Origin of the sequence: Paraburkholderia caribensis (assembly GCF_002902945.1) — a bacterium.
GTDB lineage: Bacteria > Pseudomonadota > Gammaproteobacteria > Burkholderiales > Burkholderiaceae > Paraburkholderia > Paraburkholderia caribensis.
Genome location: NZ_CP026104.1, coordinates 266,656 through 281,343, shown reverse-complemented (window position 1 = coordinate 281,343; position 14,688 = coordinate 266,656). Strand labels below are relative to the sequence as shown.

Sequence of the window (14,688 nt, the reverse complement as noted above, 5' to 3'; positions counted from 1 at the left end):
CGCCTATTTAACGAGGTCGAGCCCGATCGGAAGGCGGTCGACGGTGAGTCGCCCTGCCGCGACTTGGAGTTCAGCAGCGCGATGAGCTCTTTGCAGAAGCAGATCCAGGAATTTCACATCGTCCTCGGTCAGCTGGCTTGCGCTCAGACGGTCTCTGATGTCTTGAATATCCTTTGAAGCGATGATCACGTATGCCATGTTGACCTCCACGCTGTGAGAAGAATGCTTCCACTAAACGAATGCTCTCCTCGTGGTTTTCTAGGTGATGAAGAAAGCAAAGTCAAGCGACCAGAGAGCGGTGGCAGTTCGGAAGCGAGACAGAATGGGCACTGGCCTTGGATTTCGAGAAGCTGAATCTGTTGATCTTAGTAATGGCCGACTTCCCATTACGTTATTGCTACTATTAATAGACCCCCGGAAGTGTCAGCGCGAGAGTCCTGACACAATTCCGAACACTTAACTGTTCAGAGATTCCGTGTGTGTTACACCACATATTGGAAGCGATGTCGTATACCAATATGGATGGGAGTCAGTGGCTACCGGTCTGTGGGTTAATCGCCATCACTATCCAGCCTTGGACAGGACGCGGGTAAGGTAACGGCAGAACTTTGAATTCGATCTGTGAATTCGTAGTCGTATCGTCGGATTTGCCGATGCGGGACAAGCAGTGTTCGCGACGTTCGACCACTAAAAGAGAGTGAGGTATTGGGATGCGAATCGACATTTCCATCAACAACGGCGGTGACGTCTCCGCCCGTTATCTCACGTGGGCCGCAGCACCTTTGCGGCTTAGACTTCTCGATGCCACACAGGGGCCTGACATTCCCGTAACGATTTCCGAAGACCGCGGGCCAAATGGTGGCTCAGTACGGTTTTGCGCGACACAGAACGGCCGTTACACGGCCACTCTGAAACTTGCGATGCCCACGAACGGCACCTCTGTCATCCTTTATGTCCAAGGAAAATTTGGCGTTCCTAGTGAGGCCGATGGTGACGTGAGTATCGTGGTGAGCGACTCAGATTTAGAGCTTGGTCGATTACCCGTTATGGTACGAATTCGCAAGGACGCGAATCAACTTACCGTGGCTGAGCGCGACCGTTTCGTCTCAGCCATGGCTCAACTCAATAACAGAGGTACGGGACGATTCGTTGACTTTCGCAATATGCACGTCGCCGGTTTGGCTGATGCGCAGGCACACGGCGGTCCCGGCTTCCTGCCTTGGCACCGCGCTTATCTGCTGGATCTTGAGCGCGAACTTCAAGCAATCGATCCAGCAGTGACGATTCCGTACTGGCGTTTCGATCGGCGTGCACCGAATCTTTTCACCACAGACTTCATTGGCGTTCCGGATGTTCTGGGAACGGTACGCTTCGGTCCCGCGAACCCATTGCAGTTTTGGGCTACCGACGGCGTGCAAGGAATTCTTCGGCGCCAGCTGGGCGCGAGTCCGGGCGCACGAGCCGACCCGAACATCTTGTCAGAAACGCAGACGCTGGCGCTTGGGAGTTCGTACCAAAAATTCAGGATCATGCAGGGCAACCCTCACGGGTCCGCCCATGTAAATTATTTTGGAGGCAGCATTTCGTCGATCCCGACAGCGGCAAAAGATCCGCTGTTCTTTTTGCTGCATTGCAATGTCGACAGGTTGTGGGCCAAATGGCAGTCGCAGGCGGGAAGATATGATGCGAAGTTGAACGCTGCTTACGACTCCGGACCGACGCCGACGAGCCTGCTTGCGGGACACAACCTTAATGATACGCTGTGGCCATGGAATGGCATCGTGACACCACCACGGCCGTCGACTGCCCCTGGCGGTCCTATGGCTGGCTCATCCAGCGTTTCGGCACCCGGCCCAAGTCCGCTCGTTAGGGATATGCTTGATTTTCAGGGGGTGGTGAATGGCTCGGCAAAGCTAGGATTTGCATATGACGACGTGCCCTTGCCGTGATTCCATCTTACATGGAGCGCACTACCATGCCTGCAAATAAGGTCAAGTACAAATCTTCCAATTTCGCCGCGCGCAAGGTCGCCACGAAGAGTTCGACCGTCGTAGCCGGACGAACGGTCACAAGTGTCGCTAAGCTTCTGTCCACAGTGCTCGATACGTCGGCACGGCTCAAGGATCGGACTCAGGCCTTGAGCCAGATTGGCAACAACGTGGTAGGAGATCGTCAGACTTTCAACCAGGTCGCTGCTCTTTTGAAGGACAAAACCGCGGATTCCGTCTTACGCAGCAATGCATTGTCCCAATTGCAAGCAGCGACCTTTGATCCATCAGCGTTTGCGCCATACCGTGCTGCCTACATAGCGGTCCTGCGCGGCTTGCGAAACGATCCGGACATGGAGATCCGTCAGCGCGCGTTTGGTTTCTTAGCTCGTGAACACGACACCGACACGCAGGCGATATTGTTGGCAGGCTTGGACGGCAGTAAAGACGCGCTGTTGCCGCCGGAAAAAGCCTTACAACTGCTCAGCTATGATCCTCACGCGGGGGCGTACGAAGTGGCTAGGAAGATAGAGAGCGCTCCTCCGAATGAACTGGCGCGACGAGAAGCACTCCGCATTCTGGCAGCTGATGGTAAATCTGTGAATCTTTTTGAGCGAGTTCTTCGAGACAAGAAGGAGGCAACGGACATTCGTCAAATTGCGGCGGGTGCCCTCAATCATCTGGAGCCTCAGCGAATGCAGAAGATCGCCCGAGAAATGGCGCTCGACGATAGTGAAAGCGATGAGATTCGAACGGTCAGTCTAACCGCCTTGGAACACTTCGGAAATCCAGGTGTCGTGACTGCGGATGCCGCGCTGCGAGACGCAGTTCAGAAGATTGCGAGTGGCGAGACCAATACAGGACTCCGGGCCGCTGCCGTAAAGTTTAAGAACCGGTACGATTGAGGGATCATCGTGACGCTTGGTCCCTCCCGATGGCCGCAGGAGCAATTCAAAGCGGATGTGGCCGCCGCCGCTGCGCTGGAGGATCACGGCGCTCGAACACGGGAGTTGCTTGCTTTATTGAGGGAGGAGCACCCGGGATACTCCGAGTGTGGCGCGGCAGAGGTCGTAGGCAGGCGAGGCTGGGTAATGGTCGAGCTTGGGAAGGCGGACTTGGACGAGGACGCGATACCTTTCGTGCTGGAGGAACTCGAGACTGGGCAGCAGCCCTACCTTCTTGCAGCGGCTGCTCGCGCGCTAAGGCGCGCGAAGACGCGGAGCCCGGCGTTCGCGCCGATCCTGCTACGATCAATCGAGACGCTCGCTCGACGGGACGATTTGGTCGATCTGTCGACGTGGGGAGGTGCAGCGCAATTCGAGAATTCCGGTTCGGCGCTGACCGAGGCACTCTTCACGCTTCGGTGGCTCGCACCTCATGCGCATGGCATCCGTACGCGTTTGCAAGAGCTAGCGGATGGTAGCGCTTGTCCTCTAACCGACGACCACCGGCAGACCATACGGGAGGTTCTGCGTGAGATGGAGGTCCGAGGCTCTGCAAATGGTACGCGTTGCTGCGATCTACCGCTGACTTGGCGCAAACGCACCGTTCTTGGGCGCCCAGAAACGCTTATATCCACCGTACGTTTCGAAGACCAGCATGGCCTGAGCGTCTCATGGGAAGATTATTTTGTGGGTCAGCCAAGCATTGTCGCATTTTTTTATACACGTTGCGACAACGAGGAAAAATGCTCTCTCACAGTGAACAAGCTGGCTCAGGTCCAGCGCTTACTTGAATCGGTCGACGAGAGGAAGTCGGTCCACCTCGCGGCTATTACCTATGATCCGGAATTCGATTTACCTGACAGGTTGCGAGGCTATGCTGAAAGCCGAAGTCTTGTACCGAAGGACAACTGTAGGTTGCTAAGGACAATGCAGGGCAGGGAGATTCTACGAGACTATTTTGGTTCAGGTGTGAACTTCGTCGGTCCGATTGTCAATCGTCATCGCATTGAGGTTTTTGTACTCGATGCATTGGGCAGAATACGTGTGACATATGTGCGGCTAAGTTGGAATCCGAATGATCTCGTGAACGAAATACGTTCGATGCCGAAAGAGGCGGGGCAAATCGTCAAGGGGACGGACGGCAGCGGAGGAACTGCGATCGCTGGCATGGCGCCGAGTCTTTGGGCGCTTTTACTGGCTATGTTGCCTAAATGCCCGATCTGTGGGGCGACGTACCTGAGCGGCACGGGGCTGGTTGCCTTGCCGTATTTGCCAGGCTGGGAGAAGGCGTGGCCGGCAATCCTGCTGCTTCTGATCGTAAATTTAACCGCGCTCGCATGGCTTGCCCGATCTCGGAAAAAATGGTCGACGCTTTCATGGTCACTCACGGGTGCTGCAATGCTCATCGGCCCGGGTCTCTCTTTCGGGTACGTGACCGCGATGAATTTCGGCGCTGCGCTTATCCTAATCGGGTCAATCGCTGAGGCTTTATTACGGAAGCATGCGTGGCATGAACGTATGATGCGCCGGATGCGTACTGGGCGATTTTGATCACCGGGAGCGTATCGTTAAGTTTCGCGATGTGACGGCTGCACAGCCGCAAGTCTGCTGCCTGCAAATGGGTCTTGACTCCAATCTACCTTCGTACGCGTCTCGGTCATCGCCGGCGCTGGGCACTCGGCAGCCAAGTGCTGCAACTGATTGTCTTGCGCTGATGGCTTGCTTGAGCCATTGAGGTATCTCCCCGTCGCCCGACCAGATTTCTCCTGTCGCACAGCGGTACCGGGCAGTCTTCTGTTTAAACTGGTCTTCGGCAATCGCGGCTGCGAGGTCTTCAAGCTCATCCGCTCGGCGTGTCGAAGACGGCGAGCCAGAGCGTGCTCAACTACCTGTATGACTTGGTCAAAGACGCCCGAAGTGCAGGCGCGTTTCGAGTGGCATGCCGGCGATGTCGCGATCTGGGACAACCGGTAGGTGCTGCATTGCGCGGCGCGCGATTACGGCTCGGCGAGCCGCCGCACACCACCATGGCGCCAGGAACTGGCGCTTGTCTGGCGTCAACTAGAACTACCGACGGTAGTTCTAGTTGACGCCAGACAGGGTATGCAACAACTGCGAAACGCTGATTCAGGCGCCGGTGCCCGCAGACGACATCGACAAGGGCATCCCCACCACGGGACTGCTGGCGTCGGTGCTGGTCAACAAATACGCGGATCACTTACCCCTGTATCGACAGGAACAGATCTTTGCGCGCGCGGGTCTGGCGATACCGCGATCGACACTGGGCGCCTGGGTCGGCATGTGCGGCGTGCAACTGCAACCGCTGGTCGACGCGCTCCATCAGGAAATCCTGCAACAGGGTGTACTGCACGCAGACGAGACAATAAAAGAAAAGATCCGTTCGATCTCGTCCTTGGACAATCCGGACAGGGAGTCTTCGTGTCGACTTGCCGACTGGAGGCGTTCAGCGGGTGCACCGCGACACCGGACGGTGTCCCGCACTACGACGCCAGCGTCGTCGCGATTAAGAGGGTCGGCCGGGATTCGCAATTATGCGCTGCAGAGCATAATGCAGAGCATAGTTACGAACCTTGTTCATCCCCCTTTAACGCCCGTAAAAGCCGGACAGAAATTCGCGAAGAATACCGTGCAGCACGGGAGAGAACGACTCAAGGCGACCATCCTTAGGTTCGTTCAAAGTGTCGAGGAGGATTTCCAAAACATCTTGATCATCTTCAAGTTGAAGATGTTGAGGATCTCCATATTCTTGCCAGATAAGTCCGTCGATGATCTGTTTCCGTTTTTCGATTAGCGCTTTGTTGTTGCTCTCATCATCCCCAAGATTCAGGACTTTGATCGTCTTTTTCGCCCGGTCAGTGAGGCCCTCCACCCTGCCGCTAAACTTGAATCGAAGCTCAGTCTCGCACTCTGGCATGAAAGGAGTCAGTGTGAGCAACTCATTCTTGTGTGCAGCGTCACACTGATTCTGATTCCTACAACTCGCGACAATGTTGGAGAAATCGACAGTTCGTGTGTTCGCTAGACTTTGAGGCTCAACGTGTTCGTTCATCGTGTCGGTCGACTGCCCTGAGATAGTCTGGCAGCAGTACGCGCAAAGATAAAATTGCTCTCTCGTGCATGCGTTCCGGATATCAATGCGCTCGACCTCGGTTAGGTCCTTGTAGTAGAGGTTAGGATTGTTACGCTTGAACAGTCGAAGGCTTTCTGGCTCTCGACCTTTGTCAATTTTCCGCACGTTGCTCCCGTTTTCGCAGCAGCAGACTTGCCTTGGTCAGTTCAAGATTACTCTGAGGAAGCTCCGCTCTCAACTTATTCAGCAACGCTTTTGCATCGGCCAACTTGTTATCCTGTATGAGGTCGAGAAGGTCATTCAGCTGCCTTGCGACTTCGGCGTTGCGAATGTGTGTGTCCATTACGTCCAGTAAGACGGTGTTCGCATCCTGCCCATATTGCGAAGGAATGGTGGTGAGTGATCCGTTGTTCAGCCCGTACACAAGAACATCTTTGCAGTCACTTATCACAAGCGGGGAGTGCGTAGAGACAATGAACTGACAGTTCGGGAACGTTGTCGTGAGACGCTCGACGATGCTGCGAGCCCACTGCGGATGCAGGTGCATATCAACTTCATCGATCAGTACCACACCATCCCCGAGCAGCGGATTGTCCATCGTTGGATTCATCATGGCCAGCCTGCGAGCTATATCGCCAACTAGCGCCATCAGTGATTTCTCACCTTGAGATAGTTGCAGAATGTTGAACGAACGCCCATCTTTCTCAACTGACATGTGCAGACTGGGCTTTCGGCGCACCCGCAGATTACTGAATCCAGGCATGAATGCTTCTATTGCTGTCCGGACAGCCGCAAGCTGGGAGTCGAGCCCGCCTTTTCTAATGGTATTGACGAGCGAAAATGCATCCTGCGCCTGCTTCAATAACTCTTGCAAACCCTTCCAATCGAGGGTCTGCAAAGTATCCAGTTGATGGTTTCCGTTCTTAATAAACTCTGAAAGCTTCCCAAGATCTTCAGGTTTGTTTGTCGCGATAGCATCGATTGCTTTCGTAATGCCTGACTCGTTTTCAAAATCTTCTCTCTCGCGGAACCACTCAAAAAATCGACGGAAATCTACACCCTGACTGAGAGAGTTATCATAGCCATCGAGCTGTCTAAAAGTGCGTTTTCCTCTGATGCGCAATGGTACGTCGAGCACAACCCGTTCGACGGAGTAGAAAGCGATCAGCGGCAGGCTTTCGGCTTTGTCGCTGGAGAGAGCATGTCTGTATCTGTCCGCTAGCTTGTTCGCTGCTTCCATTCGAGAGGCAAGCTCTGCTTTACGACCAGGACGAACCTTGGCCACGGTCCACGACATCCGTTCTGAATCATCGATGAGCGTAACCGTTGTCGAGGCCGCGTTGGCACCGTTGCGGATAACCGCTTCAGGGATCGGTTGCCCACTACCTCTGTCACTGCGCACGCGGGCCACGTACCAACTTAGCGCGGTAGCAAGCGACCGCAAAATCGTTGTTTTGCCAGCGCCGTTGATGCCGATGAGGATCGTGACATTTGATAGCGGGCCGTCTTGGGGGGCGAAGTCGACGTCCAGCGACTCGAATTGTGAGACATTTTTAAGCTCGAGTTTCTCGATCTTCATGTACTTTCTTCCAAAAACAATCGAGTTGCGCCGTATCTGGATCGCGTTGAGCGAGGTAGTTGCCGGTGGCGCTGGATATCTTACGATTGTACCGTATCGCTATCTGTTCCAAGCACGCGAGGCCGGACAGTGAAGCGATAACGAAAGCTACTGCTGTCAATGATCTGGCGCCCATCAGGAGGCGAAGCCCTCTTGAAGTTGCCCTTTGCTCCGCACCGCACACGTCCAAATCCGCAAAGTTTCGCAAGGACGAAAGCAAATCAAAATCTGACCCTTAGCGGCAGTAAGCAGAGGTAAATCACGGGAAGGAAAGTCGGATCCATGTGTCCCCAATTTTATTGCACGGCGTGGCCTGTGCCAACTGGGGACTGGCAATGCGAAGCGGTCTAAACCGCTACAGTTTCTTGCAAAGCAGATAGGTCACGGCTTCGCGCTGAGCACAAGACTTTGTGGGGCAAGCGCAGCGTCGCGCCGATCAGGGTGACGCTGGCTAAGGTTGGGCGACGAGCTTGGCAGTCTTCAGACGGCGTGCGGTACTGCGTGAAATTCGGCACAAGCACGCCAGGGAAGGTTGATAAGACGTGTCGAATGCATCCCTTTAGTACAAACCCCACCCTCGATCCGCGGCGAGGACCGCCTTCGGTCCCGGTCAAAGCGAGCAGTCGCTGGGCCGTACCCGAAAACCCGTTTCGGGACAGCAGCGAACCAACCCGAAGCCGCCGCGCGCTCGTTAGCGATGAGCGTCCGCAAAGACGGAGAAGTGAGCGGCATTGGCTGATTCCCGGGGTGTAAGCAGATGATCCGAAGGACAAGATCACCCACGCATTTGACATAAAACCCGTCGACAACTGCAGCGAGTTCACGTCCATGACATCGGACGATTTCTCATTTATCGGACTGCGCGACCAACGACCGCGCTTTCCGGTTGTCGTCGAGCGTCGTGAATGCCCATGCGAGATCGAAGGGTGCGACTTTGCCCAGTTGCGTAACCCGTCCGAGGGCATGCACGGTATAGCGCGTACCGGTGCGAAGCGGCTCATAAGGCGTACAGATTGCGGTGTTACGCGCAGCGTCTGCCGCCGTCAGCGGGGCAATCTTGCAAGCCACTTTTTTGCCCCGCTGGTCACGCAGTTCGACACTGCGTAACTCGATGTGGGCGTTAGGTCCGCCCGACAGCGTGATCGGAAAACCGAGCACCTGCCCGCGATAGCGCGCGTCGGTGCCCATCGGATCGGGTTGCTCGTTGTTGACCCACGCGGTGGGCACCCCGCGCTGGCCATCGTATGGCCACGCCACGAGTTCCGTTTCAGAAAGTGTGGGCGCGATGTCCGCAAAATCGACGACGGTCACGGAACTGGATCCTACTATCGACGCTTCGCCGGCGCGTGCCCAGTCAAACAGGATTGCGCCGCGATGATAGGGCGACGCAAAAATATCCTCGATCGGTGTGTCGACGGGACGCGGGCCGCCAAACACCGCGAGGACTTCACTCGCGCCATACGCTGGCGTATGCAGCCTCACCCTCGTGATCACGTCCACACCGGTGAAACCGGGTCTACCTTCGATTTCATCATGCGTGCCGACCCGGTTAATGTCGAGGTAGCGGGCATGATCTGCCGCGGCCTCGGCGAGCTTGTCGTCGACTGCGATGAGCGGCAACCCGGCTTCTTCGCGACGGGCATTCACGTAATCGAGCGCTGTGGGTTCACCAACCCGGATGGTGTTCGAGGGGCCGGGCGCATACCGTAACCGCACGATGGGTCCTTGATAGGGCGGCTCCGGTTTTTCGACCTGGGCCACCTTGGTTGCGCATCCCGCGAGCGCGGTGACCACAACGAAGTATGCGGTGGTTATTGTTCTCTGCATCGGATTCTGCCGATAGTTCAGGTACCAGCCCCATTTATCGACGACTCATCGCGAAAGTTGAGACCACTCTAAAGTTAGCCGACCGGATGCCGTAATCGATAGAAGTGAGCCTGTCCCATTGAATTGGACAGGCGGATCAAAAAATCAGCGCCCATGCAGGCGCGACGAAAAACCGAACCTCCGAGGGGTTTCCATTGAGAGAATTGCGCAAGGCAAGGCCAATATGGCTTGCCGCGATTACCATTTTTGCCGTTACCGGGTGCGCAAATCCTGGCGGTGTCCAGCAAGCAGACGGGACCCGAAGCGCTTCGACTGATCAGGGCGATCTCAATGTCTTCGAAAGCACGTTCGCCAACCCCGATCCTTGCGCAAACAGTAACCGGAACATTGGCATCGCCGTGGGTGTCGGCGTCGGGGCGATTCTGGGCGCGGTGATCGCCAACAAGAACAAGGCGGCGGCAGCGGCAATCGGCGGCGCCGCAGGGGCGCTTGCGGGAGGGATGATTGGTCACGCCGTCGACAGCCGGCGTTGCGCGTTATCGAAGATCGCCGCAAAGCACGATCTGACGTACACGTCGGCGCCGCTCGAAGTCAAGACGGCAGACACGGGAAAGACCGAGCAGGTCGGAAGCTCGTTCACCGTTGTCGATACGGCGCGCCATACCCAGTTTACGACGGGCTCGGCTGAGCTCACGCCCGAAGCGAAGATCTACTTCGGCGAGATCGCTGAACAGTACCGGACATCGACCCGTGTCGCGGAGGCTTCCTCGGATGCGGAGAAGGCGGCCGCGGCACAGACGAAGATCCTGCTGATCGGCCATACCGACGATACAGGCAACTCCGAACTCAATGCCGATCTGTCGGAGCGACGCGCCCGCGCAGTGGCACGGCTGTTTGCGGACCACGGTATTGCGGCGGAAAACGTCTTCTATCAGGGTGCCGGCGAGACGTTGCCAATCGCCGACAACCGGACGGAAGAGGGCCGCGCGAAGAATCGCCGGGTCGAAATCGTCGACCTCACGGGTATGCGGCCGGACATTCTCCAAAGCTACGTAGGCAGCCGCGTTCCGAAATACCAATACTACCGGGCCGCGTCACCGCAACCGGATGAGCAGCCGACGCGAACGGCGAGCACAAAGGTAGTGCAGAAACAGGCAAAAAAGACACGTGGAGTAGATTCGCAGCGCGTAAACAACCATGTTTCAACAACGGCGTCTGCAGGCCCGGCCTCAACGAAAGCGCCTGCTACAGCGCAAGCATCACCGCCGCCGACGGTTACAACCCGTGGCACGCCCGACAGCATCGATTTCGGCTGGCGCGAGGCTGCGCCGGCGGGGATCGGACTTCAGTTCGCAGCCGCTCCCGCGCAGTCGTCGTCATTCTCGTTCCTGTCAACGGCGGTCGCCGACGAGGCGCCTGTCTCGAAGAGTTGCGTGAATGATCGGCCACGCGTGTCGCACGCGATGAAGTCGGTGGCAGACGACCGCGCTGTGCCTGTGCGTGATCACGTGCAGAACCTGTATGGAAGCAGCTGGGGCGCGCCGCTCAATGGACAGTATCTTGCGCTGAAGGATGTCTCCGTGCTTCGCAATGGCTCTACGGCTGGTACGAAGCCAACCCTGCTGGTGTGGAAAGACTACGAACACAACGGCGGGCTGAGCGGTCCCGCGCAGGTGAGACTGTCACCGGACGTCAATGCCTATGCCGTGAAGGGCGGTGTGCTGTACCGGGTGTTCGTCAACAATGCCGGCGTATTCGACTGCGCCGACATCATCTTTGCGAACGGCAAGGCGACCGCCGGCGAACTCGTACGCCGCAAGAGCAATCAGTATTTCACCGTTGAATACGTGCCCGTCATCGCACGAACATAAGAACAGGAAAGACGATCATGATGGACTTCATTCAGGCCAATCTCAGCACGATCATATGGTGGGTGGTAGCCGCACTCCTCGCGGTTGGTGCTTTTTCGTATCGGTCGACGCTCGAATTCTGGCTGAACCACTGGAAATATACCTTCCCCGTGCTCGGCAAGACTGCGCGTCTATCCCGTCACGGCATTCACGGTCAGGGCGGATGGACCGACTCCGAACGCACGCTCTGCGGCGACTACAACAAGTTCATTTCCTATCTTACGAAGGCTGAGTTCAGCAAGCGCAACGAGTATCTGGCCAAGGCTGATGACAGCGGGCGTTCGCCGACACCGCTGTGGCTGATGGTGCTGCTGACGGTACTCGTCATTGCCGAAGGTCTTGGCTTTTCGTACCTGCTCGGTAGCTGGATGGACCGCGACGGCAGCGCGAATACGCACACGTTGCTCATGGTGGCGATCGTGCTGGTGCTGTGTGTGATCATGGTGTTTCTCACGCACGTCGCCGGGCATCAACTGTATCGCTCTAATCTCGTCGCGCGTTGCCGGAAGCAATGGCGGCAGGACAAGACGCAGGAGCGCTTTTCGAGCCGCAAGGTCAAGCTCGATGAAGATCAGTCGGTGGATGACGGCGAGCCTGACTATACGCAGGTAGCGAACCGCGTGGGTACGAGCCACAGCTACTTCATGGTTGGCCTGACAGTCGCCGTGATTCTGGCGATCGCTGTGACGTCGACGTACATGCGATGGAGCAATCTGAATGCGGAACAGACCCGGGAAGCGATGGGCGTGAGCCAGAGCGCGGACGCCGGCAATCCGTTCGCCAACGGCAACGCGGTGCCCGCTGAACTGGTGTCCAGTCAGAAGGCGGCGGATGACCGCGCGCGCGCCGAAGAATCGTCGTCCACGCGCAGTGAAGGTGCCGCTGCGTTTATCACGCTTGCGATCATTTTCGTCGTGACGCAGGTCGTCGGCATTTTTGGCGGGTTCGCCTGGGGCTTTGGCGGCCGGGAAAGCCGCGCGGCCTGGAAGACCACGAAGGGTTTCACAACATTCGAGGACTACAACAACTACTATGCGCCGTTGCGGTCCATCGCGCAGTCGCAACTGGAAAACCTGCAGAAGCGGATGGCTGAGAATGCCGACATCTCGGGTAAGACGTTTTCGAAGACCTTCCGTGATTACGTGCTCGAGCAACGTGCACTGTCCGACCTGGAGGCGGACCCGGTTCGCACGCCGTCAGCCAAAGCATCGACAGGCGTGGTCTCTGAAGCGGCTGTGACGAAGGAGGTTCGGGCAGAAACCGCACCGATCGCGACGAACCTTGTGGCAGCCCCTGCCGCGGCGGAAGAGGTCGCGAACGCCAGCATCGACCGCATCGTGCTGGAAATCGAGGGAACGTCGGATGTCACCCGCAAGAAAGCGCTGATTTACGGTCTCGCGGAGCCCGTGCGGACCCAGGTGATCGATGAGATCAAGGCACGTAAGGAGCGGGCCGAGCAGGCGAAAAACGCGCTTGAATCGCAACTCGATGATCTCTTCAAGGTTTGATAGTTCATCATGGTCCGACATCTCAGGTATTCATTCGCCGCTGCCGTGTTGAGCTTTGGCGCGGGAAGCGTTCTCGCGGGCATCAGTAACGACGTGCCGAGCTGCTACGCAGCGAACCACATCAAACCCGTAGCGAGCGGCGTTGATCGCGAACTCTTCATTGCAGTGGACCAGACGACCGTGTTCGATGAAAAGCTGCAGGCACAGATTGCGGCAACGGCATCGGCAGCGATCAGACCGGGTAGTGCTTATACGTTGCTCGACTTTTCGGCGTTTTCCCAAGGCCGTTATACCGAGGTCGTGACACGCGGTGTGATCGAATCGCCAATCCCGGAGAAGCTGCGCGACGACATCAGCGAACGTGCGCTGCGCACTTTCGATGCATGCATGACGGGCCAGTCTGCGTTTGCACGGAAGTCGCTGTTGACCGCTGTTACGCAAGTCCAGTCGGCGGCGACCAACGATCTGGCGAGATCCGACATACTCGCTGCGCTGAAGGACATCAGCGACAAGGTGCGCGCGTCGCCTGCTTCTGATCGCGTTGTGTTTCTGGCCTCGGATATGCTCGAGAACAGCTCGGTTTCGAGCTTCTATGCGCGCAATACGGTCCGGCGCATCGATGCAGCCGTGGAAATAAAGAAAGCGAACGCGGCTGGTTTGATTGGCGACTTTGGGGGGGCGAGGGTGTACGTGCTTGGGGCTGGTTTGCTTGCGGGTGATGCGAAAGCAAAAAATGCGTATCGTGATCCGCAGACGCTCACGGCATTGAAGCAGTTCTGGACGTTGTATTTCCAGCAGTCGAATGCCAAGCTGCAGGAGTTTGGCGCACCTGCACTGCTTAGCCCAATCGCGTATTGAAAACGCGGAAAGCGCCCGATAGACGACCGCTCCGACATCCTGTCGTTTGTAATTCAACAATGCGGCCGCCCGATGCCGATATCAGGCAGACCGTGATCGACAGAATGCGGATGGGAGCGGAATCGGGCAGCACTGGGCCTTGCTCCGGCCCGCCGACCCGGTGCAAGAAGGCGAGCAGAGAGGGCACACGGACTGGGCTGACTTGCACGTTGCCGCCAAGGACGTTGGCTGCACGACGCCTATGTCCACGACGACTGGTTTCGCGGAAGTGCACGTTGCGGATCGTATACCTCCAGCCGGTCTGCCGGCTCGAGCTCATCAACATAGAGGTCAATGTTGACCGCGTCTGGCGACATGTGTGACCCTGAACAGAATGCCTTTCGCACCAGCCGCAACCACCTCGTCGCCGATAATCCGCCTTGGCGGCTCAACGCGTTGGTTGAACCAGCAACCACGCCAGTCGCAAGAGAAGTCTTCCAAGATGGGGAGCCACTTTTCAGCGTGATACCCGCTCGTGAAGTCGACCACTGGATCGATGGTCAGTTGATAACTCAAAAAAAGCGTGCCCGGCGGCATCAACGGAGAGGTGCTGATATTCCCGCACCTACGTGTTGGCATCAAGCGCAAGGCAAAGGGCGTTGAGTCCTGGCCGGTTGGCTCGCCAGCCGTGCTTGCCGGCACCTGCGCCGCTCCTTGGCGCAACCGCCCACTTGAGGACATGCATCCGGTACACGGTCACCTTTGTTCTCTCTGAGTCACCATCATGCTTTGCGAAGCGAACCTAAGATGCGACATTCGAGAAGGCTTCATGCGCGCCGCGCGTTCACACGCTTCCGATCGGTGCAGCCAACTGCATCGTGTAATGGTCGACTGTGAATCACGGTTTTAGGGCCTCCTGGATTTATTTCAGTAACCTTTCTATATGACGCCAATAAATTGCGTTA

At 56.9% G+C, this 14,688-nt stretch carries 10 protein-coding genes and 1 pseudogene; 7 read left to right on the top strand and 4 right to left on the bottom strand.

From position 1 onward, the window contains the following. Positions 1-3: 3 nt before the first annotated feature. Entirely contained in the window at positions 4-198 is a 195-nt protein-coding gene (locus C2L66_RS39840; RefSeq protein WP_060611351.1) for a hypothetical protein, read from the bottom strand. Positions 199-710: 512 nt separating this feature from the next. Here C2L66_RS39840 and C2L66_RS39835 point away from each other — a divergent pair. The 4 genes and pseudogenes from C2L66_RS39835 to C2L66_RS39810 form a co-directional block, all read left to right on the top strand. Beyond that, positions 711-1,949, top strand: coding sequence for a tyrosinase family protein (locus tag C2L66_RS39835; protein ID WP_060611121.1), 1,239 nt, complete (start codon positions 711-713; stop codon positions 1,947-1,949). Positions 1,950-1,975: 26 nt separating this feature from the next. After that, the gene (locus C2L66_RS39830; protein ID WP_060611350.1) at positions 1,976-2,893 is read left to right on the top strand and encodes a hypothetical protein; all 918 of its coding nucleotides are present in this window, start codon (positions 1,976-1,978) and stop codon (positions 2,891-2,893) included. A 9-nt stretch (positions 2,894-2,902) separates the two neighbouring features. Next, positions 2,903-4,483, top strand: coding sequence for an SCO family protein (locus C2L66_RS39825; RefSeq protein ID WP_060611119.1), 1,581 nt, complete (start codon positions 2,903-2,905; stop codon positions 4,481-4,483). Between the two features lie 550 nt (positions 4,484-5,033). Next, a pseudogene (locus C2L66_RS39810) lies at positions 5,034-5,315 on the top strand (IS66 family transposase); the annotation flags it as partial. Between the two features lie 859 nt (positions 5,316-6,174). On the opposite strand, the gene C2L66_RS39800 reads toward C2L66_RS39810, so the two are convergent. After that, complete coding sequence (locus C2L66_RS39800; protein WP_060611116.1) at positions 6,175-7,602, bottom strand: AAA family ATPase; 1,428 nt, start codon at positions 7,600-7,602, stop codon at positions 6,175-6,177. 885 nt (positions 7,603-8,487) lie between these two features. Further along, a complete protein-coding gene (locus C2L66_RS39795; RefSeq protein ID WP_060611114.1) occupies positions 8,488-9,468 on the bottom strand; it encodes a CAP domain-containing protein in 981 nt (326 codons plus the stop codon). A 398-nt stretch (positions 9,469-9,866) separates the two neighbouring features. Here C2L66_RS39795 and C2L66_RS39790 point away from each other — a divergent pair, with 398 nt between their 5' ends. From C2L66_RS39790 to C2L66_RS39780, 3 genes are read left to right on the top strand one after another with little or no spacing between them, the layout of a single operon-like run. Beyond that, a complete protein-coding gene (locus C2L66_RS39790) occupies positions 9,867-11,339 on the top strand; it encodes an OmpA family protein (RefSeq protein WP_060611112.1) in 1,473 nt (490 codons plus the stop codon). 17 nt (positions 11,340-11,356) lie between these two features. Further along, positions 11,357-12,886, top strand: a complete 1,530-nt coding sequence (locus C2L66_RS39785) for a hypothetical protein (protein WP_063803423.1) — start codon at positions 11,357-11,359, stop codon at positions 12,884-12,886. Between the two features lie 9 nt (positions 12,887-12,895). Then, positions 12,896-13,744: a hypothetical protein gene (locus tag C2L66_RS39780; RefSeq protein WP_063803422.1), complete on the top strand. Its 849-nt coding sequence runs from the start codon at positions 12,896-12,898 to the stop codon at positions 13,742-13,744. 330 nt (positions 13,745-14,074) lie between these two features. Here the strand turns inward: C2L66_RS39780 and C2L66_RS41535 are convergent, their stop codons facing one another. Then, a complete protein-coding gene (locus C2L66_RS41535; protein WP_233445125.1) occupies positions 14,075-14,425 on the bottom strand; it encodes a hypothetical protein in 351 nt (116 codons plus the stop codon). Positions 14,426-14,688 lie beyond the last annotated feature (263 nt).

What these genes read in the sequence shown, in the direction of transcription:
- C2L66_RS39840 (WP_060611351.1), bottom strand. Translation starts at nt 198, where the DNA reads ATGGCATACGTGATCATCGCTTCAAAGGATATTCAAGACATCAGAGAC.
- C2L66_RS39835 (WP_060611121.1), top strand. Translation starts at nt 711, where the DNA reads ATGCGAATCGACATTTCCATCAACAACGGCGGTGACGTCTCCGCCCGT.
- C2L66_RS39830 (WP_060611350.1), top strand. Translation starts at nt 1,976, where the DNA reads ATGCCTGCAAATAAGGTCAAGTACAAATCTTCCAATTTCGCCGCGCGC.
- C2L66_RS39800 (WP_060611116.1), bottom strand. Translation starts at nt 7,602, where the DNA reads ATGAAGATCGAGAAACTCGAGCTTAAAAATGTCTCACAATTCGAGTCG.
- C2L66_RS39795 (WP_060611114.1), bottom strand. Translation starts at nt 9,468, where the DNA reads ATGCAGAGAACAATAACCACCGCATACTTCGTTGTGGTCACCGCGCTC.
- C2L66_RS39785 (WP_063803423.1), top strand. Translation starts at nt 11,357, where the DNA reads ATGATGGACTTCATTCAGGCCAATCTCAGCACGATCATATGGTGGGTG.
- C2L66_RS39780 (WP_063803422.1), top strand. Translation starts at nt 12,896, where the DNA reads ATGGTCCGACATCTCAGGTATTCATTCGCCGCTGCCGTGTTGAGCTTT.